The following is a 21492-nucleotide window of genomic DNA, read 5'->3' as shown; positions in this document are numbered from 1 at the left end:
GAATACAGTGCGTGCAAAGCGTTTATAGTGCCTATAGTTATTGGCATAAACCTGTGAACAATTTAAGGTTATTCAGTCATCCTCTAGCCGTTAAATAAGCCCTAAACTGAGGTAAGCGGTTATTACTTTTATTTGTTGATTGTATTAATTTTGTGCAAACGCGCCATACCCCCTTTAAATTTATATATAAGTTGGTATGCTACGCGACCTTTTTTAACATATGATTATCATCAAAAAAGGGTTTGCCAAGGGGCGGCTATCGCTGCAAGGCACTTAATATAAGTGGCAGCAATAATACAGGCATCGCGTTATAAAACGTTAGATGTAACTTTAAATAGCAATATACAAAAGTACTATTAAGGTCAATTATGCGATTAGGACCAGGACTACTCGTCACCGCTGCCTTCATTGGACCAGGGACTATTACGACTGCCAGTGTGGCAGGTGCAAACTTTGGTTTTGCACTAATATGGACATTACTGTTTTCAGTTATTGCCACCATATTATTACAATCTATGGCGGCGCGCCTTGGCGTAGCCACCGGGCAAGATTTAGCGCAAGCGCTAAGAGCTCACATTGAAACGCCCCTATTTAAATCTCTCGCTATATTTTTAGTGATCAGCGCCATTGGAGTAGGCAGTGCCGCCTACGAGGCTGGTAACCTTAGCGGTGCCAGTATGGGATTAATTGAAATATTCCCTCATGTTAATGCCCAGCTTTGGACGCCACTCATTGCATTTTTAAGTGCGGTGTTACTTTACAGCGGTAAACACAAAGTCGTTGAAAACGCGCTTATTTTATTAGTGATTTTAATGAGCCTAGTGTTTATCTCTACACTTGTTATGGCTGCTCCCTCGCTGAGTGATGTGTTAGCAGGCTTTATTCCTAGTATGCCAGAGGGTTCAATTACCACGGTATTGGCATTAGTTGGCACCACCATAGTGCCGTATAACTTATTTTTACACTCAGGTGTTTTAGCTGCAAGGCACGACAGCAAAAGTGATAAGCAAAAAGTCATTAAGCAAACTAATGTCGATACGGGTGTGTCTATCACCTTAGGTGGCGTGATCACGCTGGCAATTTTATCAACCGCGTCAGTGGCATTTTATGGCACAGATGCAGGGCAAATTAGCGCTGCCAACATGGCGGTACAACTTGAGCCATTACTTGGCGATGCCGCCCATTACTTTTTTGCTATTGGCTTATTTGCAGCAGGTTTAACCAGCGCAATAACAGCCCCCCTTGCCGGAGCATATGCAGTATGTGGCATGTTAGGTTGGTCAAATAAAATGGATAACACCCGCTTTAAAAGTGTCGCCATTGTTATTTTATTATTTGGTGCCGCCGTGGCGTCTCTGGGTTTAGACCCTGTTGCCGTGATAATTTTTGCTCAAGCCGCAAATGGCTTATTACTGCCTATTGTAACCACCTACCTAGTGTGGCTGGTTAACCAAAAAACAGTAATGGGCAAATACACCAACTCAATGTTGGTAAACTTACTTACTTTACCGGTGTTAGTGCTTATTTTTGGCTTAAGTGGTTACAAGCTGTTTAGTTTAATTTTTTAATATCACTAGGTAATTTATACACACAAAAGCCGCTATATTAATAGCGGCTTTTTACATTGCAGACCAATACTGACTTAAAAGCCGTGATGCGCTGCCTTGTGCTTATTTTCCTTAATGGGTTTTGCAAATACATAACCCCCTACTGCACCTGCACATAATTGCGCATAAAAACCCCAACCTCTTGCACCTGCAATAATAGTAATATTCATAATTGACTCAATCGCAATTAACGCGGTAGCAAATGCTACAATACCAGCAATAACAAATAGTTGTGTACCTTGCTTGTTCATTTTTTTAGCAATAAACCAAGTAACCAAAAACGCGATGGCGAGTGCAACAGCAATAATAGCGCCATAGGTCGGTAGCAAGCCAAGCCAATCTTCAAGGATTAAGTTAACACGGTCATTAAAGCCCACTACAACACCTACATTAACTAATTGATTGACAACGTATTGACTATGAAACAAGCTAGCAAGAGTGAATGTAAGTAACCAAGAAACTAAAAATGACGGGAGTATACGTGTTAAAAACTGCATGGTTATCTCAACTTAAAATGAAACTTTTTCCTTACACTAGCAAAGGCTTGCAGGGTAAACAATCTCTATATTGTATTACGCTACTGTCACTTTTAGCGTTTTCTTGTCACGCCAGTGCAAAGTTACCAACACAGCAATACACAGCTAGTACTTTAGCAACAGGGCTCAATTCACCATGGAGCATGGTTAAACTCCCAAACAATACCTGGTTAATCACCGAGCGTGATGGCCATGTTGTTATCATTAAAAACAACCAACAAACCCGAGTTAAAATAAACTTCGCGGGCTTATACGTTGCAGGGCAAGGTGGTTTACTTGATGTAGTGCTTTCGCCAAATTACAGTGAATCAAAAGAAATTATATTCACTTACGCCCAAGGTGAGCTTGATGCAAACAGGCTAGTAATAGCCAAAGCCACGTTTGATGGTGCGCAATTTTCAACGCCAAAAATTATTTATAAAGTCGCCACCGATAAAGGCACACCGCAGCATTATTCTGGCCGCGCGCTTGTGCTGCCTGATAATACCTTATTATTTTCAAGTGGTGATGGTTTTGACTACCGCGAGCAAGCACAGGTTATTACTAGTCAACTTGGCAAAACATTACGCATAAACTTAAACGGCACAATACCAAGCGATAACCCGTTTCTTAGTCACAAAAACGCTAACGCGCATGCCATTTATTCACTCGGGCACCGTAACTTGCAAGGCTTGGTTTATGATCACGATACACAGCAAATTATTAGCCACGAACACGGCCCCGCAGGAGGTGACGAGCTCAACTATTTAACAGCTGGCACCAATTACGGCTGGCCAGTAATCACCAACGGAGATGACTACTCGCAAGCACGTATTTCCCCCTTTAGAGATTACCCTGGAATGGCTAAACCAGCCGTAGATTGGACGCCCTCAATCGCCCCATCAGGCATGGCATATTATGGCTCTAACCATACAGCCTTCCCTTCACTGCAACGTCACGTGCTTATTACTACATTGGTCGATAAAAAGCTCTACAGTATTAATTTAGCGAATGGTGAATACACCCAGACTCATATTTTTCCAGAAGCCACAGGCAGGCTCAGAGATGTGTTTGTCACTGCTGAAGGTAATGTGGCGATATTAACGGATGGAAAAGAGGCAAAGCTGATGTTGTTTAAAGCAAATTAATTTACAAAGAGGATAAGAGACGCTGCGCTTTTAGAGGTAAGTAGCGGCTTGAATTAAGCCGCTTTAATAGCTTTAAGAACTCTGTTGGGTGGCGCCTTCGGCTTAACCAACCTACCTTTTAACGTAGGTCGGATAAGTGGAGAAGCCACGCCATCCGACAAAAATGATAAATTTACTTGAGACAACCCGACTTATCACGCTGTGCTTAATATGCAAAATAGCGGCTTAAATTAAGCCGCAATAAGATTTAAGTTCTGATATATGAAGTTAATATTTGCTCATTTTGGTCTTCAACCAAATAATTTTAGATAAATCATTACACTGCGTAGTTTGCATCAACTAGCTGACTAACAACAATATTTGAAATGTTTTCTTTAGACTTTAACCAAAGCTCAACGTCTTCTCTATCTTGGTTAGTCGCCGAACCATAACGATGAACAGAACAAATAAAGCCACTGAATGACTTATAGTCACCTCCACCAGCAATACAAAGTTTTCTTTTATCGATGAATTCTAAAAGCTCATCTAGCAATAAATCAAACTCTTCCTCTGTTACATTTAAATTACAAGTAAATTCAAAACCTGAAATAGCAAATTCATCTAAATACAATTTCTTTCGTAATCGTCTACTTTTAGTACTCATAAATACCCTTTGGCATATGACGCCAACTTATTAATCCGCCAATGAAGTAGCTTAGAATAAGTTATAAAGGAGCAAAAGCCAAAGATAACTTACTATTTAACATATAGTTAAAACTTAACTAACTTCGCTAAATTGTTACCCGAGTGCTTTTATTAATGAAGAACTTAATTCACAAAGAGGATAAGAGACGCTGCGCTTTTAGAGGAAAATAACAGGTTGAATTAAGGCGTTTGGAGAAATTTAAGTTCTGATGTCTGAAGTCAAGATTTGACCCCTTTGATATTCAACTGCTTTGGCATTTAACGTTTGAGTTGTGAGGATTTTTGCGAAGCGCAGCGTAGCGAAAATTCCCACACGAACGACTTGTTATGTTTAGATGCTAGGTTCATCATCAGAAAAATGAAGCCCCGTGTATGATATCTCGGCATTATCTAAGCGTATTGCTACTTGATCACTTATGAAAGACCAAGTATCACAGCCTTGAACAGCGCACGTAGTAACATCAATACAGAGATCCGTTAGATGTTCTAGCTCTTCTTCTTCTCCGTCTTCATCATAGTGATAGATTTCCAAAACAGATCTATAGTCATGGCCATCATATTGTGTGCGTATATATAGGTCATCGTACATTGTTAATCATCCTGATTGTTTTAAAACATAACGCCCTGTTAACAGGCAAAAAATAGTTGGTTAAAATTAGCGACGAAGGAGCAAAACCAACTGTTTTTTGTCCTTGTTTAACAGCTTGTTAGAGCTATTTTTTACCGAAACGACCAATTAATTTATTAGCTAGAATAAGATTGCCTTCATTTCCCAGAGATTCAGCTGATTTTTTTAATGCTTTTGCATCACTGATTAATAGATTTCGGGACTTATCAAAGTAATCTTTAGGAAGTTTTCTTTTTTGCTGAATGCTCCAGTACCTTAGCATTTCGTCTATCATCTCACTATCAAGGTGATACATATTTACAACACGATCCATTACTTCTTGATATTTTTTAGCTTTAAGGTCTTCTCTGTTGAATTGTCTCCAAAGTTTAAATAATTCTCGATAATGCCCTTTATATACTGAAGGGGGTTTAGTAGACATTATTAACAAAGACTCTGCTTCAGAAAATTTCTCTTCTTTTTTTAATTCCATAGCTTTTAAGTAATTGTTAAAAAGAGCTGTACCTTCAGGATCAATATCTGCCGACGTTAGCGTGTTTTTCTTACCATCAATAAAGTCTTGAGCCCCTTGTGATATGTTAGCAAGTGATTCGTCACTTTTCTTTTTGGAAAACCAGCCAAATATACTCACATAACCTCCGAATAGCTCTAACAACTTTGTATCCGACATTTGTCGCTTAATAAATCGACAAATGTCCAAATATTACGAAGCATCTAATTTAACCAGCGAATAAGCACATGTAAACAATTAGTTAGCTCTCACCTAAATTTACTGGATGCAGAAAAACACCAAAATGGTGGAGATCAGTAATATCAGACAAAAAGTGTTGTGCAAATAAACAATAGAGGCAGGTTTACTATTTTTAGTGACAAATAGCGTAACTTAGACTTTTACTTTCGCCTTTAACCTTTTCCCTTTAACCTTTTACCCACAAAAAAGCCGCTGTTCGTTAAAACAGCGGCTTTCTAAAGCTTATAGCTAAAAACTGACAGCTAGTACTTTAAGCTTTCCCAATCACTTCAAGTCCACCCATGTATGGGCGTAATACTTCTGGTACGACTACAGAGCCGTCGGCTTGTTGGTAGTTTTCTAGTATTGCTACAAGTGTACGGCCAACCGCTAAACCTGAGCCGTTTAGTGTGTGTAAAAGCTCTGGTTTTTTAGCACCTTCACGACGAAAACGTGCTTGCATACGGCGTGCTTGGAAATCGACCATGTTTGAACATGATGAAATTTCACGGTAGGTGTCTTGTGCTGGTAACCATACTTCTAAATCGTATGTTTTAGCTGCGCCAAAACCCATGTCGCCCATACATAAAATCACTTTACGGTATGGCAATTCTAGCGCTTGTAAAATTTGCTCAGCATGGCCTGTTAGCTCTTCGAGTGCTTGCATTGAATCTTCTGGTTTTACAAGCTGTACAAGCTCTACTTTATCAAACTGGTGCTGACGGATTAAACCGCGTGTATCGCGGCCGTAGCTGCCTGCTTCACTTCTAAAACATGGCGTGTGCGCTGTTAAGCGAATTGGTAAATCGCTTTCTTCGTAAATTTCATCACGTGCGCTGTTTGTAAGCGGTACTTCTGCCGTAGGAATTAAGCTAAAGCCCGGTTGTTGCTCGCCATCATCGTTCACTAGGCCTAATGTGTGGAATAAATCGCCGGCAAACTTAGGTAATTGACTTGTGCCGTATAGGCTTGCGCTATTAACTAAGTACGGTACATACATTTCTGTGTAGCCGTTTTTATCTGTGTGGGTGTCTAGCATGTATTGGGTAAGTGCACGGTGCATACGTGCTACTTGGCCGCGCATTACGGTAAAACGTGCGCCACTAATTTTAACGCCCATTTCAAAATCTAGACCGTTTAAGTCTTGCCCTACATCAACGTGATCTTTTACCTCAAAGTCGTATTTTTTAGGTGTACCCCACGTTAAAATTTCTACGTTGTCGTCTTCGTCAGCGCCAGCAGGTACTGATTCGTCCGGTAGGTTTGGAATTGCTAAGGCAATTTGTTTAATTGCTTCTAACACTTCGTCTTGTTCGGTTTTAGCGGCGTCTAGCTCACTGCCTAAGTTAGCAACTGCGTCTAGCAATGGCTGTGCGTCTTCGCCTTTTGCTTTTGCTTGGCCAATGGCTTTAGCACTGGCATTACGTTGACTTTGAAGCTCTTGCGTTTTTACTTGTAATGTTTTGCGTCTTTCTTCAAGTTCAGTTACTGCTGCTACATCAAGTTCATAACCACGTGCGGCTAATCGAGCGGCAGTTTGTTCGACATCTTGACGTAAATATTTAGAATCTAACATGTTAGTTTTTTAACCTTTTTGCATTACTAGCTGAAGGCCCAGCCAAGCCATAAAAATACACACCATCACGTTTAAGATGATATTGAGGGCCATTTTAATAAAGTGACCTTGTTGTAACAACAACAACGAATCCATTGAGAATGTTGAAAAGGTGGTTAACGCACCTAAAAAGCCAATTCCGATGAGGGTTTTAGCAGGACTGACGGCAATAACTTGTTTATCTATTAAACCGTATAAAATGCCCATCAACAATGAACCCAGAATATTAACCGTCAACGTGCCAAAAGGGAATCCCCTACCGAGGAGTTTTAGCATGGTTTCGCTAATAAAAAACCGTAAACAGGCTCCTGACGCTCCGCCAAGGGCTATCATCATGTAAAGTTTAATCATGCTCATAACGTTTTATTGGACTTTGCGCGTCGCGCTCTTTTAAATAATCGAGCTTTTGTTTAATTTTTTGCTCAAGTCCACGATCACTTGGCTGGTAGTATTGTTTGCCATCCATTTCTGGCGGTAGGTATTTTTCGCCAGCAGCAAATGCGCCTTCTTCATTATGCGCATATCGATACTCTGCGCCATAGCCTAAGTCTTTCATTAAATTAGTGGGGGCATTACGTAAATGTTCAGGTACGGGATAACTCGGCTCGTTTTTAGCATCTTGTTTGGCTTGATTAAACGCCATATAAACCGCATTGCTTTTAGGTGCACTGGCTAAATACAAGGTGGCCTGCGCAATAGCACGTTCGCCTTCACTTGGGCCAACACGTTGGAATATATCCCATGCGTTTAAAGCCACTTCCATCGCTCGTGGATCGGCGTTGCCGATGTCTTCTGTGGCAATCGCTAATAAGCGCCTTGCAACATACAGCGGATCGCCGCCACCGGCTAAAATACGGCAGTACCAATAAAGCGCGCCATCGGGCGAACTGCCCCGTACTGATTTATGAAACGCCGAAATTAAATCGTAAAATTCATCGCCGCCTTTATCGTATTTAGCTAAATGCGTAGGGAGTACTTGGCTCAGTACCTGTTCGTCTACGTTGTACTTGCCGTTTTGCTCAGTGGTTAAATCGACTGCTTGCTCGAGTAAATTAAGCACTTTACGAGCATCGCCACCGCTTGCTTGGCACAGCGCTTGTTTGGCGTTATCTGCAATCACGATTTGCTTTTGGCTAAGTTGTTCGTCTTGTTTGAGTGCGCGCTCTATTACTGTGTATAAATCGCTTTCCTGCAAGGATTTTAATACATACACCCTTGCGCGAGATAAAATCGCATTATTAAGCGCAAACGAGGGGTTTTCGGTAGTGGCGCCTACAAATATAAAAGTGCCATCTTCAATATGCGGTAAAAACGCATCTTGCTGAGACTTATTAAAGCGGTGTACTTCATCAACAAACATTAAAGTGCGCTGACCACGGCTTTGTAAGTTATCGCGAGCTTGGGTTACGCTATCGCGAATATCTTTTACGCCAGCGGTTACTGCCGACATTTGAATTAGTTCAGCGTCGGCATGGTTGGCAATAATTTGCGCCAGCGTAGTTTTACCTACCCCCGGCGGCCCCCATAAAATTAAACTATGGCAGCGCCCTGCTACTATCGCTTGATGAAGAGGTTTATCAGCGCTGAGTAAATGTTGCTGCCCTATATAATCGTTAAGCGATAAAGGGCGCATACGCGCAGCGAGTGGGCGCACATCGGGCCCAAAGTTAAATCCTAAATTACTCACCGTTACTCTGATCGTCTATTTCTACACCCGCTGGCGGGGTAAATTCAAAAGTTGTTTTATCAAGCTCAGTATTAACCTGTGCATTGCTAAATGTAAACGCAGACAGCTGGCCTGAGTTATCTTTAACTACCAGTTTTGCAAGCCCTTGCTCGTTATCAGCAAAAGTAATATCAAGCTGCTCTACTTGGCTTTCTACGCCTTTATTTGGGGTAATGCTAAAGCCTAAGTCAGTAGCGATCACGCTGTATTTTTCCCATTGCGCAGGGTCTTTAGAGGTGAGCAATATAAACGGCGTTGAGTCAATTAAACCGCTGGTTTTCATAATGGTTACTTGCTCAGCAAAGCTATCAAAGTAATAGGTTTTATCGCCGTTTGATACAAATAAAGTGTCGTCTGGGTTAGTTTGCTGCCAGCGGATCATTAATGGCTGTTGCAACGCAATATTGCCTTGACCTTGCATTACCAGTTGGCCTTCACCGTCGGTTACGTTCTGTTTAAATTGTGCTTTAAAGCTTTTTAAGGTCGATAACTTATCTTGTAATGCTTGGCTGTCGTCAGCAAAGCTTGGCATCGCCACTAAACTGCCCAATACCAATAATAAACTGTTTAATTTTTTCATTAATTTGCTCCATTAGGTACTAATACATCGCGCGCCCCGTTGTGTCCTGGTGCACTCACGATACCTGATGTTTCCATTTGTTCTACTAATCGTGCAGCACGGTTATAGCCTACACGTAATTTACGTTGCACTGACGATACCGATACTTTACCGGTTTCTATTACAAAGGCGACCGCTTCGTCGTATAACGGATCTGACTCTTCATCGCCATTTTCGCTGGCTTCCCCTGGTAATAGAATATCTTCCGTGGCATCACCATTTAAAATCTCGTCTATGTAGTTTGGTTTAGCACGGGCTTTCCAATCGTTTACTACAGCATGTACTTCATGGTCGTCTACAAACGCGCCATGCACACGCTCGGGTACACTGGTACCTGGCGGTAAATAAAGCATGTCACCCATGCCTAATAAATTTTCTGCGCCTTGTTGATCCAGTATGGTGCGCGAGTCTATTTTACTTGATACCTGAAACGCCATACGTGTAGGTATATTCGCTTTAATTAAACCGGTTATTACATCAACCGACGGACGCTGCGTTGCCAAAATTAAGTGAATACCCGCAGCACGGGCTTTTTGCGCTATACGGGCAATTAACTCTTCAACTTTTTTACCTACAATCATCATCATGTCGGCAAATTCGTCAATCACCACCACTATGCTAGGTAATTTATCTAGCTCATCAGGGCCGTCTTTCATGCCGTCGGTGTCTTTAAATAATGGATCCATAATTGGGTAGCCCGCTTCTTTGGCTTCCATTACTTTTTGGTTGTACCCTTTTAAGTTACGCACACCTAAAGCCGACATCAGCTTATAACGGCGTTCCATTTCACCTACACACCAACGCAGTGCGTTAGCGGCTTCTTTCATGTCGGTCACAACTTCACACAATAAATGCGGAATGCCTTCGTAAACAGAAAGCTCAAGCATTTTCGGGTCAATCATGATCATGCGAACATCTTCAGGGCCCGATTTATACAGTAAGCTTAATATCATTACATTAACGCCCACTGACTTACCTGAACCGGTTGTACCGGCCACTAATAAATGTGGCATTTTACCTAAGTCGGCACACACAGGTTGCCCTGCAATGTCTTTACCTAGCACCATGGTCAGTGGCGATGGGTTTTGCTCAAACTTAGGTGCGTTTATGACTTCTGATAAACGTACAATTTCACGGTATTTATTAGGCAGCTCAATACCGATATAGGTTTTACCAGGAATAACTTCAACCACGCGCACACTAATTGCCGAAAGTGAACGCGCTAAATCTTTTGACAGCCCTGTAATTTTAGACACCTTAATACCCGGTGCTAAATCAAGCTCAAAACGAGTAACAACAGGCCCTGGATATACTCCAACTACGGTTGCTTGCACGTTAAAGTCGAGTAGTTTTGTTTCTACAAGGCGTGATACGCTATCAAGCTCTTCTTGCGAAATTGGGTTTTTTGCTTTGTCGGGTCTGTCGAGTAAATCCAGTGACGGCAATGGCCCCGGAGGTGGCTCTTGCTCTAATAATTGTTCAAACTTTTCTTTTGCAGTTGGCGGCGGTTGAAACCCTGATTTTGGCTTGTTAATTGGCCTTGCTGGTGAAACCACGGTTGTTGCTGGTTTTTCAGGTTCAACCACAGGGCTTTGATCCAGCGCGTTAAGTGCTGCCTCGGTGTCCATAGGTTCATCGTCTATGGCGCTAAAGCTAATTTCTTGATCGAGTATTTGGTCAAGCTCGTCAAACGGCATAAATTCGTCGTCTTGAGGGGCGTTTACTTTAGTTGTTGGTTTGTCGAGTGCTTTTGGTCTGTCTGCTTTTTTATCAGCAAGTTCAGGTTCTTGTTGGCGTGTATCGTCTTCAAAATAAGCATCGGGTTGCTCGTCTTGTACTTTACCTGCAATGCGTTCACGTTGCATCCAGCCTCGGGCATAGGTCACCAAAAAGCGGTATAACCGAACAATTAAATCACCTAAGTAATCAACAAATTGTACCCACGACACACCCGTTAACAGCGTTAGCCCTGCAAAAAAGAAACACAGTAGTAAAATAGAGGTACCGGTAAAATTAAACGCTGGCATCATGGCTGATGCAATCACATCACCCACTACCCCACCGGATGAAAAGTTATAAATATCATCAAAATTAATACTGCTAATAGCGGTTGCTGAGGTAATAAACAGCGCAAAACCAATAATGCGTAATCCAAGTGTGGTGTAATCGAGTTGTAAAATACGGTGTGGCTGCTTAAACACCAAGTAACCTAGCAGCTGAATAGCCGCTGGCACAAAATAGGCAAGCCAGCCAAAGGTAAGTAGTAGTATGTCAGCCACCCACGCGCCCGCTGTACCCGTAATATTTTGTACGTTGGTAAATTCACCCGTTTGCGACCAAGCAGGATCGGCAGGATGAAAACTAATTAAAGCACATAAAATAAATACCGCTGCAAAGGTGCTGACGATGAGCCCCGTTTCTAATAGTCTTTGTACACCGTTTAGGCGCATAATTACCTATCCCTCATTATTATTTTTTACACTCACTTGGCAATAGAATACCTTAGCAGGAAATGTATTTTGATGCACTTTATCTTAACCATGATGGCCTGATTATGAACAAGTTTTTATTATTTAGTCGTACACTTATTAAAAAAGCAAAGTTGGCTGCAACAATAAAAGTATATTAAAGGCTGTTACTCTATCATTAAGCAACAAAAGGACGAATAACGACGCCCTCTTCACCTTTTACTTCTTCCATGACTACATAAGTGCGGCTTTCACTAACATTAGGCAGTTTTAATAATATATCACCGAGCACGCCTCGGTATTCTGACATATCGTTAACCCGGGTTTTTAATAAAAAGTCGAAATTACCCGAAACCAAATGACATTCTATAATTTCTTCGTGCTTTCTAACAGCGGCACTGAACTCTTCAAATACGTCGGGCGATGTTTTGGTAATGGTTACTTCCACATACACAGAAAGCCCTTGACCAAGCTTGGCAGGGTCAACCACAGCTTTGTAGCCTAAAATATACCCTTCTCGTTCGAGCTTTTTCACTCGCTCTAGACAGGGCGTGGCGCTTAGGCCAACTCGTCGGGCCAGTTCAACATTTGACAGGCGGCCATCGAGTTGTAATTCGACTAAAATCTTGCGATCAATACGGTCTAATAAGTTATGCATAGCTTTTTAGTTTTTTATTCTAATAAAATCGATTTAACAGATACTAACACTACAAATACCTTAAAAAAAGGTGAGACACACTACCCTAGCATGAATATAATAGTGAAAAATTTTTATCCCGTTCTAACAAGGCAAAATTATGATTATTGGTGTACCTAAAGAAATTAAAAACCATGAGTACCGTGTAGGTATGGTTCCTGCGAGTGTTCGCGAACTTGTAAATCACGGCCACCAAGTGATTGTTGAAACTAACGCTGGTATGGGCATTGGTTTTACAGATGATGATTATGTTCAAGCAGGTGCTGAAATTTTAGAAACAGCTGCTGACGTTTTTGCAAAAGCAGAAATGATCATCAAGGTAAAAGAGCCACAAGCTGTTGAACGTGCAATGTTACGTGAAGACCAAATTCTTTTCACTTACCTTCACCTTGCACCGGATCTTCCACAAACTGAAGACCTTGTTAAAAGTAAAGCAATCTGTATTGCTTATGAAACAGTGACTGACGCACGCGGCGGTTTACCACTACTTGCACCAATGAGTGAAGTAGCGGGTCGTATGTCTATTCAAGCAGGTGCACAAGCGCTAGAAAAAGCAAACCACGGTCGTGGTATGTTACTAGGTGGTGTACCAGGTGTTGAGCCAGCTAAAGTTGTTGTTATTGGCGGCGGCATGGTTGGTCGTAGCGCTGCACAAATGGCGGTTGGCTTAGGTGCTGAGGTTGTTGTACTTGACCGTAACATCGACGTACTACGTGCACTAGACGCACAGTTTGGTAACAAAGTTAAAGCTATTTACTCAACAGCTGACGCGCTTGAAAAGCACGTACTAGAAGCTGACCTAGTAATTGGTGGCGTACTTATCCCAGGTGCTGCTGCACCTAAACTAGTGACTGCTGAACACATTAAAGCAATGAAGCCAGGTGCTGCTATTGTTGATGTTGCGATTGACCAAGGTGGTTGTATTGCAACCTCTAAAGCAACTACGCACGCTGATCCTACTTTCATCGTTGATGAAGTTGTTCACTACTGTGTTGCTAACATGCCTGGTGCTGTTCCACGTACATCGACGTTTGCACTTAATAATGCAACATTACCGTTCATCATTAACCTTGCAAACAAAGGTTACAAAAAAGCACTACTAGATGACGCTCACTTCTTAAAAGGCTTAAACGTAATTAAAGGCCAAGTAACATACAAAGAAGTAGCTGAAGCGTTCAACATGGAATATGTTGACCCACGTACTGCAGTAGAAAACGCGTAACAATAATAGTTACCGCTTATACCTAAGTCATTATTTAGGTATAAGCATTAAAAAAGCAGCTAATTAGCTGCTTTTTTTGTATCTAAATTTTAGGGTCTGTGGTCAACAGACCCTCGTATTATATAAATCGTTTAATAATAAAATCGACTTTTACGCGCTTAGCTTGACCAAGCAGTTTTTTCACCGGCTGCGGGTAATCGTCCATGGTTTCTAAATCATCAGGGCCGGTTAAACGACGACAATGCTTTAAAATTTCTTGGCGTTCATTATCAATGTCGCGCATTATCGTTTGCTCAGGATCTTCTATCAGGATGCCATTTTCGATATCGAGCCCCCACGCGCGCGGATTTAGGTTATGCCCGCTAAGTAAATGCACTTTGCGGTCGCAGCAAATCCCTTTTAGATGGAACGAGTTACTCTCGTGTTTCCAAAGGTATACGTTTAGGTTGCCATTATCTATGTGACGTTTTTGCGATTTTACAAACTTGTGCAAAATAGTTTCGTATAAATACGGCAGTGCACCAATTTTACTAAATGGCTCGCTAGGTGGCAGATAAAAATCGTTTGCGGTTTTATCGCCCACCACAATAGTAACCTGCTTACCTTGCTTTAATAAGCGACGTAAAGAGCGCATTAAAGGCGCTGGAAAATTAAAATACGGCGTGTATAACACCAACTCTTGCTCGGTGGTATCAAATAACGCTTTAATTAAGCGATTGAGCTCGTTATTACGACGGCCTAACCCTAAAAATAAACGAATACCCATTGCATGGGTATTAAACTCTTGCGCATTTTTATAACTTGCCGATTTAAGCTCACGCATAAGTTGCTTTTGTTCAAGCTTAAAGTCAGCCATACGTTTAAGCGGTCGTTGATCAATTCTTGGTACCGCTTCAGAGCTTAATAAAGTTGATTCGATAAAATCGACTACTGAGTCACATAATTCGCTTTGCGATACTAAAAAGTAGCGATCGAGCCGGTATCGGTCGCTATATTGCAAATACACATTATTTAAACTGGCACCGCTGTAGAGCAGTGTGTCGTCAATAACAAAGCCTTTTAAATGTAACACCCCAAACAGTTCTTTTGCCTTTACGGGGACACCATACACTTGAACGTTTGAATTAAATTTTTCTAAATCGTCGCAATATAAGCTTGCATTGCCCTCTGACTTTTCAGCTCCTATTAAACCGCGTTGCGCACGATGAAAATCCACCAATACTTTTATCTCAAGCGCAGGATTAGCTAACGAAGCACTGTGTAGTGCAGCTAATATTTCACGACCCGCTTCATCATCTTGTAAGTAAAGTGTGGTGATATAAATTCGTTTTTTTGCGTTGGCAATTAAATCTAACAATTGCGTACGGTATTCTTGCGCATTGGTTAAGACGTTAACGTCTTTTGAAGTCAACCCAAATGCGGGTTTCTCTTGCCAAAATAACATAGTTGCCTATTCACTTAGGTCACATAATTAAGCAGTGACAAATCAAAATTAGTTAAAAGATAACAAAAAAAATCAGGCTGGTCATGAATTAACGTCGTTTTATTGGCTAACAGTCTATTTATTAGTCGAGCACTGCTTGTAAGTCATTTGCTAGTACACATTAATGAACAGCTTCGGAATTTACGAAAAAAAATAATCTCATCTTTTATTTACTTCCTGCTTGTTTTTCTTAGAATCGGGCGCATTAAAACCGTATTAAACGTTTAGGAAAAGATCATGACTGAAGCAAAACATTGTAAGTTACTTATTTTAGGTTCGGGCCCTGCAGGCTATACAGCTGCAGTTTACGCTGCACGTGCTAATTTAAACCCTGTTTTAATTACAGGTATTCAACAAGGTGGTCAGCTAACAACCACTACTGAAGTTGAAAACTGGCCTGGCGATGCACACGGTTTAACCGGCCCTGCATTAATGGATCGTATGAAAGAGCATGCAGAACGCTTTGAAACTGAAATTGTGTTCGACCACATCAACAAAGTTGACGTATCTAAGCGCCCTTTCACACTAACCGGTGACCAAGGTACTTACACCTGTGATGCTTTAATCATTGCAACAGGTGCTTCTGCGAAATATTTAGGCTTAGAGTCTGAGACTAATTTCCAAGGTCGCGGCGTTTCAGCTTGTGCAACCTGTGATGGCTTTTTCTATAAAGGTCAAAAAGTAGCGGTTGTTGGCGGTGGTAATACAGCGGTTGAAGAAGCGTTATACCTATCTAACATTGCTGATGAAGTTCATGTTATTCACCGTCGTGATAGTTTCCGTAGTGAAAAGATTCTTGCTGACCGCCTTGCTGAAAAAGCAGCAAACGGTAACGTTGTCATGCACTACAACCGTACACTCGATGAAGTGCTTGGTGACCAAATGGGCGTTACCGGCGTTCGCATTAAAGATGTGGCATCAGATGCTACTGAAGAACTTGATTTAGCGGGTGTGTTTATTGCCATTGGCCATAAGCCAAACACCGATATGTTTGAAGGTCAGCTAGAAATGAAAGACGGCTACTTAGTAGTTGAGTCTGGTCTTAACGGTAATGCAACACAAACGAGTGTGCCAGGCGTATTTGCTGCCGGTGATGTGTCTGATCATATCTACCGTCAAGCAATCACTTCTGCGGGTACTGGCTGTATGGCTGCACTTGATGCAGAACGCTTTTTAGATAACCTATAAGTTTTCATAACATATAGTAAGGGCTGAATTTTCAGCCCTTTTTTTGTGGCCAAAAATTATAAAGGCTCATCCAACACCGAAAAGTACTCATTGCAGCCGCATAAACATTCACAAAAATTATACTGGAAATCAATCGTATTTATACAATTAATGGCTTAGGTACGATAGGATCTAAGGGTGAGCAACGAATACCGTCAAATTATATAAGTAAAACTAGCTATAATTATCGTCAGGAATAAAAGCTTTATTCATTTAGGCATTACTAGAGACTGTAAAATCAGTTAAAATGCTTAACTTCATATCAAGTAAATTACCGAGAGTTTTCTATGAGTTTGTATACAAAATATATGGAAGAAATCCAAACCCGTAAAACGGAGCTTGGATTAAGCCCACAACCAATCGATAGCGCTGAACTAGTATCAGAAATAATTAATCAAATTAAAGATACTAATAACGAGCACCGTAAAGATTCACTGCATTTCTTTATTTATAATACTTTACCTGGAACAACTAGTGCTGCGGGCGTTAAAGCACAGTTTCTAAAAGAAATCATTTTAGGTGAAGAGCTCGTTGCAGAGATCACTCCAGAATTTGCATTTGAACTGCTTTCACACATGAAAGGCGGCCCGTCAATTGAAATACTAATTGATTTAGCATTTGGTGATGACGCAGCAATCGCAGCACAAGCGGCTGAAGTACTTAAAACTCAGGTATTCTTATACGATGCTGATATGGAGCGCATAAAAGCGGCCTACGAAGCAGGTAACGCAATTGCTAAAGAATTACTCGAGAGTTTCTCAAAAGCTGAATTCTTCACAAAACTACCTGACATCGAAGAAAAAATCGAAGTAGTAACTTACATTGCTGGTGAAGGCGACATCTCAACTGATTTACTGTCTCCAGGTAACCAAGCACACTCACGTGCTGACCGTGAATTACACGGTAAGTGTATGATCACTGAAGAAGCACAACAAGAAATCGTTGAACTTCAAAAGAAACACCCTAATGCTAAAGTAATGCTTATTGCTGAAAAAGGCACCATGGGCGTTGGTTCATCTCGTATGTCTGGTGTAAATAACGTTGCACTTTGGGCGGGTAAACAAGCAAGTCCATACGTTCCTTTCATCAACATTGCACCTGTTGTTGCAGGTACTAATGGTATCGCACCAATCTTCTTAACGACGGTTGATGTAACCGGCGGTATTGGTCTTGATCTTAAAAACTGGGTTAAGAAAGTAGATGCAGACGGCAATACTGTAACTGATGAAAATGGCGATGCAGTGCTTGAAGAAGCTTATTCAGTTGCCACAGGTACTGTATTAACAATCAATACAAAAGAGAAAAAGCTTTATAACGGTGATAAAGAACTGGTTGATGTATCATCAGCGTTCACACCGCAAAAAGTTGAATTCATGAAAGCTGGTGGTTCTTACGCTGTAGTATTTGGTAAGAAACTACAAACGTTTGCTGCTGAAACGCTCGGCATTGAAACTCCTCTTGTGTATGCACCTTCAAAAGAAATTTCACATGAAGGCCAAGGCTTAACAGCGGTTGAAAAAATCTTTAACCGTAATGCGGTAGGTGTTCTATCTGATACGCCACTTCACGCAGGCTCAAATGTTCGTGTTAAAGTGAACATCGTTGGTTCGCAAGATACAACCGGTCCAATGACAGCACAAGAATTAGAAGCGATGGCTGCTTCAACGATTTCACCTCTTGTTGATGGTGCTTATCAGTCTGGTTGTCACACTGCATCAGTATGGGATAGCAAAGCACAAGCTAACATTCCTAAACTAATGGCGTTTATGAATAAGTTTGGTTTGATCACTGCACGTGACCCGAAAGGCGTTTACCATGCAATGACTGACGTTATTCACAAAGTATTGAACGACATTACAATTGATGATCGCGCTATCATCATCGGTGGTGACTCGCATACTCGTATGTCTAAAGGCGTTGCCTTTGGTGCCGATTCAGGTACTGTTGCTGTTGCACTTGCAACCGGTGAATCAGCGATGCCGATTCCTGATTCAGTTAAAGTGACGTTTAAAGGCAAAATGGCTAAGCACATGGATTTCCGCGACGTTGTACATGCAACGCAAGCGCAAATGCTTAAGCAATTTGGTGGCGAAAACGTATTCCAAGGTCGTATCATTGAAGTACATATTGGTACCCTAATGGCTGACCAAGCGTTTACTTTCACTGACTGGACTGCAGAAATGAAAGCGAAAGCGTCAATCTGTATTTCAAATGATGAAACGCTAATTAAGTCAATTGAACTTGCTAAATCACGTATCCAAATCATGATCAACAAAGGTATGGATAACGAAGCGCAAACGCTACAAGGTCTAATCGACTTAGCTGACAAACGTATTGCAGGTATTCAATCTGGTGAAGAGCCAGCACTTTCTCCAGACGACAACGCTAAATACCACGCAGAAGTTGTGGTTGATTTGGACCAAATCGTTGAGCCAATGATTGCCGATCCAGACGTGAACAACGATGATGTTTCTAAGCGTTATACTCACGATGTGATCCGCCCTGTTTCTTTTTACAACGACAAACCTGTTGATTTAGGTTTCGTTGGTTCGTGTATGGTTCACAAAGGCGATATGAAAATTATTGCTCACATGCTGCGTAACCTAGAAAAGAAAAACGGTTCTATCTCATTCAAAGCACCATTAGTTGTTGCGCCACCAACATACAACATTGTTGATGAGCTTAAAGCGGAAGGCGACTGGGATATTCTTGCTAAATACGCAGGTTTTGAATTTGACGATGAAAAACCAAAAACAGCGGCACGTACTAAGTATGAAAATATCCTATACCTAGAACGCCCTGGTTGTAACTTATGTATGGGTAACCAAGAAAAAGCTGAACCTGGTGACACTGTTATCGCAACATCAACTCGTCTGTTCCAAGGCCGTGTAGTAGCCGATACATCTGAGAAAAAAGGTGAGTCACTACTAGGCTCTACGCCGGTTGTAGTACTTTCTACTGTACTTGGTCGTTTCCCGACTATCGAAGAGTATAAGTCTGCGGTTGAAGGTATTGACCTTACCTCGTTTACACCTGTTGAAGAAGCAATGACAACTAAGTTTAACGCTGGACAAGCAGTACCTGTAAAAGTGGTTAGCTAATTCGATTAGTTTACCATTTAATTAAGCGCGTTTTTTAACGCGCTTTTTTTATGTCTAAAATTTACCTAACAGGAATGTAAGCCCTGCTCAACCCTATGGACAACACAATAATTTGTGGTTTGTGATTTTAAAGCAACAGGTTACACTTTACCTTGACCATGCAGTTATTCAATCGGTGTTATGACTAAACAACTCTATCAACTCGCTCAAAGCCACTTTGCTTTTCCTGATCCCAACCATGCATTAGATGATCCCGATGGTTTACTTGCCATTGGTGGATGCTTGTCGGTAGCGCGATTAAAAAATGCCTACAGCCAAGGTATTTTTCCGTGGTTTAGTGAGCACGAGCCAATTATGTGGTGGTCGCCTAGTGAGCGGGGTATTGTTGAGCTCAATGACTTTCATGTTAGTAAAAGCCTACGTAAGCATTTAAAAAAGCACCCGGTCACCGTAACCATAAACCATGCCTTTGAAGAAGTGATAGAAGCATGTCGCGATCAACGTATTGATACCGATGGCACCTGGATCACTCCGCAAATGCAACAGGCGTACATTAATGCCCATCACCATGGAATTGCTCATAGTTTAGAGGTTTGGCGCGAGGGAGAGCTTGCAGGTGGCTTATATGGCATCATGCAAACCGGTGTTTTTTGTGGTGAATCAATGTTTCATCATCAAACAAATTGCTCCAAACTGGCTATGTGGGCGCTGGTTAATTGGCTTAAACGCCATAATGCGCATTTTATTGATTGCCAATTAGAAAACCCTTATTTAATGTCGTTAGGTGCTAGCGTGGTTTCGCGTGAAGAATTTTTAACTAAACTTAATAAAGCACAGTGTTACACCCCAGCTGCCAGCATGTGGCAGCCACAGGAGCTAATCGCGATATATGAATGAACAACTTCCAGCTCGTATAGGCCTAAGCCAACCGTTTGAATGCAGTTATTTACCTGATCGCCAAGAGCAACTGCTGGTGATACTCGACCCAAGTTGTTATAGCAGCAACAAGTTTGAGTCGTTATTAGGATTAGGCTTTCGTCGCAGTGGTAACCAAATTTACCGTCCGCACTGCCCTATTTGCAGCGCGTGTAGTTCTGTGCGCGTTTTAGCTGATGAGTTTATGCCGACAAAATCGCAAAAACGTAAACTTAACAAAGCAAAAAACCGCTTTGAGGTAAAATATTCTCAAGTTGAACGCGAACAATACTATCCACTTTACAGTAAATACATTAGCTTGCGCCACCAAGACGGTAGTATGTATCCACCTGATAAATCACAATTTCAAAGCTTTTTGTTTTGTAGTTGGTTAACCATTACTTTTATAGAGCTTTGGGATCAAGATAACTTAGTGGCTGTTGCTGTAACTGATTGTATGGACAATGCTATTTCGGCAATTTATACATTTTTTGACCCTGACTATGAGCACTTTAGTTTAGGCACTGTAATGATATTACAGCAACTTAAATTTGCTAAACTACAACAAAAACAATTTGTTTATTTAGGCTATCAAATAGATGAATGCGACAAAATGAACTATAAAACGCAGTTTTTACCTGCTCAAAAACAGTGCAATGACCAGTGGCTGGCTATTTAATTTACAAAAATAGCCCCTGCGCCTTTACTTATTGGCGTATTTTGGGCAAAATCTGCAGCGTTTAACTATTAAAGAGGTGTTACGCTAAACATGGCGAAAGAAGACGTAATCGAAATGCAAGGGACAGTCCTTGATACTTTACCAAATACAATGTTCCGAGTTGAGCTAGAAAATGGTCACGTAGTTGTGGCTCATATTTCAGGTAAAATGCGCAAAAACTATATCCGTATTTTAACCGGCGATAAAGTAACGGTAGAAATGACTCCTTACGATTTATCGAAAGGTCGTATCGTATTCCGTGCTCGCTAAGTAAGTGCGTAAACGAGATTTAGTTTTTGGCTAGTGAAAACTAGCTTTAAGCGTTTATTAAATGTAATTAATGGATACTCGCCAGTAATTACATTTAATAAACAAAAAACCCACGACCT

General features: G+C 41.3%; 18 protein-coding genes. 8 read left to right on the top strand and 10 right to left on the bottom strand.

From position 1 onward, the window contains the following. Positions 1-368 precede the first annotated feature (368 nt). Positions 369-1568, top strand: a complete 1200-nt coding sequence (locus PSM_RS06580; RefSeq protein WP_013464769.1) for an Nramp family divalent metal transporter — start codon at positions 369-371, stop codon at positions 1566-1568. A 74-nt stretch (positions 1569-1642) separates the two neighbouring features. Here the strand turns inward: PSM_RS06580 and PSM_RS06575 are convergent, their stop codons facing one another. Further along, positions 1643-2104: a hypothetical protein gene (locus PSM_RS06575; protein WP_013464767.1), complete on the bottom strand. Its 462-nt coding sequence runs from the start codon at positions 2102-2104 to the stop codon at positions 1643-1645. Between PSM_RS06575 and PSM_RS06570 the strand changes: the two genes are divergently transcribed. Further along, entirely contained in the window at positions 2089-3270 is a 1182-nt protein-coding gene (locus PSM_RS06570) for a PQQ-dependent sugar dehydrogenase (RefSeq protein ID WP_013464768.1), read from the top strand. The genes PSM_RS06575 and PSM_RS06570 overlap by 16 nt on opposite strands. Before the next feature lie 316 nt (positions 3271-3586). Here PSM_RS06570 and PSM_RS06565 read toward each other — a convergent pair whose 3' ends face one another. From PSM_RS06565 to lrp, 8 genes are all read right to left on the bottom strand, one after another. Next, positions 3587-3913: a YggL family protein gene (locus tag PSM_RS06565; RefSeq protein WP_036956359.1), complete on the bottom strand. Its 327-nt coding sequence runs from the start codon at positions 3911-3913 to the stop codon at positions 3587-3589. 754 nt (positions 3914-4667) lie between these two features. Next, the gene (locus tag PSM_RS06555) at positions 4668-5252 is read right to left on the bottom strand and encodes a hypothetical protein (RefSeq protein ID WP_013464765.1); all 585 of its coding nucleotides are present in this window, start codon (positions 5250-5252) and stop codon (positions 4668-4670) included. A 331-nt stretch (positions 5253-5583) separates the two neighbouring features. Next, positions 5584-6888 carry a serine--tRNA ligase gene (serS, locus tag PSM_RS06550; protein ID WP_013464764.1) on the bottom strand — a complete coding sequence of 435 codons (1305 nt, stop codon included), beginning with the start codon at positions 6886-6888 and terminating at the stop codon, positions 5584-5586. Positions 6889-6897: 9 nt separating this feature from the next. Continuing rightward, positions 6898-7278: a fluoride efflux transporter CrcB gene (gene crcB, locus PSM_RS06545; protein WP_010389726.1), complete on the bottom strand. Its 381-nt coding sequence runs from the start codon at positions 7276-7278 to the stop codon at positions 6898-6900. After that, positions 7271-8614: a replication-associated recombination protein A gene (locus PSM_RS06540; protein WP_013464762.1), complete on the bottom strand. Its 1344-nt coding sequence runs from the start codon at positions 8612-8614 to the stop codon at positions 7271-7273. The genes crcB and PSM_RS06540 overlap by 8 nt, the downstream gene beginning before the upstream one ends. Then, the gene (lolA, locus tag PSM_RS06535) at positions 8607-9233 is read right to left on the bottom strand and encodes an outer membrane lipoprotein chaperone LolA (protein WP_013464761.1); all 627 of its coding nucleotides are present in this window, start codon (positions 9231-9233) and stop codon (positions 8607-8609) included. Before lolA ends, PSM_RS06540 begins: the two co-directional genes overlap by 8 nt. Then, a complete protein-coding gene (locus PSM_RS06530; protein WP_013464760.1) occupies positions 9233-11722 on the bottom strand; it encodes a DNA translocase FtsK in 2490 nt (829 codons plus the stop codon). The genes lolA and PSM_RS06530 overlap by 1 nt, the downstream gene beginning before the upstream one ends. A gap of 196 nt (positions 11723-11918) precedes the next feature. Then, positions 11919-12398: a leucine-responsive transcriptional regulator Lrp gene (lrp, locus tag PSM_RS06525; RefSeq protein WP_008110073.1), complete on the bottom strand. Its 480-nt coding sequence runs from the start codon at positions 12396-12398 to the stop codon at positions 11919-11921. Positions 12399-12537: 139 nt separating this feature from the next. On the opposite strand from lrp, the gene ald reads away from it, so the two are divergent. Continuing rightward, the gene (gene ald, locus PSM_RS06520; protein WP_013464758.1) at positions 12538-13659 is read left to right on the top strand and encodes an alanine dehydrogenase; all 1122 of its coding nucleotides are present in this window, start codon (positions 12538-12540) and stop codon (positions 13657-13659) included. A gap of 118 nt (positions 13660-13777) precedes the next feature. Here the strand turns inward: ald and pssA are convergent, their stop codons facing one another. After that, the gene (pssA, locus tag PSM_RS06515; protein WP_013464757.1) at positions 13778-15103 is read right to left on the bottom strand and encodes a CDP-diacylglycerol--serine O-phosphatidyltransferase; all 1326 of its coding nucleotides are present in this window, start codon (positions 15101-15103) and stop codon (positions 13778-13780) included. Positions 15104-15379: 276 nt separating this feature from the next. Between pssA and trxB the strand changes: the two genes are divergently transcribed. The 5 genes from trxB to infA all read left to right on the top strand — a co-directional run bounded on the left by trxB (position 15380) and on the right by infA (position 21373). Continuing rightward, on the top strand, positions 15380-16330 hold the full coding sequence (gene trxB / locus PSM_RS06510; protein WP_008110078.1) for a thioredoxin-disulfide reductase: 951 nt from the start codon (positions 15380-15382) through the stop codon (positions 16328-16330). 326 nt (positions 16331-16656) lie between these two features. Continuing rightward, a complete protein-coding gene (locus tag PSM_RS06505; protein WP_024601691.1) occupies positions 16657-19470 on the top strand; it encodes a bifunctional aconitate hydratase 2/2-methylisocitrate dehydratase in 2814 nt (937 codons plus the stop codon). Between the two features lie 180 nt (positions 19471-19650). Then, the gene (gene aat / locus PSM_RS06500; RefSeq protein WP_013464755.1) at positions 19651-20367 is read left to right on the top strand and encodes a leucyl/phenylalanyl-tRNA--protein transferase; all 717 of its coding nucleotides are present in this window, start codon (positions 19651-19653) and stop codon (positions 20365-20367) included. Continuing rightward, entirely contained in the window at positions 20360-21064 is a 705-nt protein-coding gene (locus PSM_RS06495) for an arginyltransferase (RefSeq protein ID WP_013464754.1), read from the top strand. The genes aat and PSM_RS06495 overlap by 8 nt, the downstream gene beginning before the upstream one ends. Before the next feature lie 90 nt (positions 21065-21154). Continuing rightward, a complete protein-coding gene (infA, locus tag PSM_RS06490; RefSeq protein ID WP_002962494.1) occupies positions 21155-21373 on the top strand; it encodes a translation initiation factor IF-1 in 219 nt (72 codons plus the stop codon). Positions 21374-21492 lie beyond the last annotated feature (119 nt).

This window comes from Pseudoalteromonas sp. SM9913 (assembly GCF_000184065.1).
GTDB lineage: Bacteria > Pseudomonadota > Gammaproteobacteria > Enterobacterales > Alteromonadaceae > Pseudoalteromonas > Pseudoalteromonas tetraodonis.
Note: the sequence above shows the minus strand (reverse complement) of the source record. Positions and strands in the feature narration are given on the sequence as shown.

What these genes read in the sequence shown, in the direction of transcription:
- ald (WP_013464758.1), top strand. Translation starts at nt 12,538, where the DNA reads ATGATTATTGGTGTACCTAAAGAAATTAAAAACCATGAGTACCGTGTA.
- aat (WP_013464755.1), top strand. Translation starts at nt 19,651, where the DNA reads ATGACTAAACAACTCTATCAACTCGCTCAAAGCCACTTTGCTTTTCCT.
- pssA (WP_013464757.1), bottom strand. Translation starts at nt 15,103, where the DNA reads ATGTTATTTTGGCAAGAGAAACCCGCATTTGGGTTGACTTCAAAAGAC.
- PSM_RS06530 (WP_013464760.1), bottom strand. Translation starts at nt 11,722, where the DNA reads ATGCGCCTAAACGGTGTACAAAGACTATTAGAAACGGGGCTCATCGTC.
- lolA (WP_013464761.1), bottom strand. Translation starts at nt 9,233, where the DNA reads ATGAAAAAATTAAACAGTTTATTATTGGTATTGGGCAGTTTAGTGGCG.
- PSM_RS06505 (WP_024601691.1), top strand. Translation starts at nt 16,657, where the DNA reads ATGAGTTTGTATACAAAATATATGGAAGAAATCCAAACCCGTAAAACG.
- lrp (WP_008110073.1), bottom strand. Translation starts at nt 12,398, where the DNA reads ATGCATAACTTATTAGACCGTATTGATCGCAAGATTTTAGTCGAATTA.
- serS (WP_013464764.1), bottom strand. Translation starts at nt 6,888, where the DNA reads ATGTTAGATTCTAAATATTTACGTCAAGATGTCGAACAAACTGCCGCT.
- PSM_RS06555 (WP_013464765.1), bottom strand. Translation starts at nt 5,252, where the DNA reads ATGTCGGATACAAAGTTGTTAGAGCTATTCGGAGGTTATGTGAGTATA.
- PSM_RS06575 (WP_013464767.1), bottom strand. Translation starts at nt 2,104, where the DNA reads ATGCAGTTTTTAACACGTATACTCCCGTCATTTTTAGTTTCTTGGTTA.
- infA (WP_002962494.1), top strand. Translation starts at nt 21,155, where the DNA reads ATGGCGAAAGAAGACGTAATCGAAATGCAAGGGACAGTCCTTGATACT.
- PSM_RS06580 (WP_013464769.1), top strand. Translation starts at nt 369, where the DNA reads ATGCGATTAGGACCAGGACTACTCGTCACCGCTGCCTTCATTGGACCA.
- PSM_RS06565 (WP_036956359.1), bottom strand. Translation starts at nt 3,913, where the DNA reads ATGAGTACTAAAAGTAGACGATTACGAAAGAAATTGTATTTAGATGAA.
- PSM_RS06495 (WP_013464754.1), top strand. Translation starts at nt 20,360, where the DNA reads ATGAATGAACAACTTCCAGCTCGTATAGGCCTAAGCCAACCGTTTGAA.
- trxB (WP_008110078.1), top strand. Translation starts at nt 15,380, where the DNA reads ATGACTGAAGCAAAACATTGTAAGTTACTTATTTTAGGTTCGGGCCCT.
- crcB (WP_010389726.1), bottom strand. Translation starts at nt 7,278, where the DNA reads ATGATTAAACTTTACATGATGATAGCCCTTGGCGGAGCGTCAGGAGCC.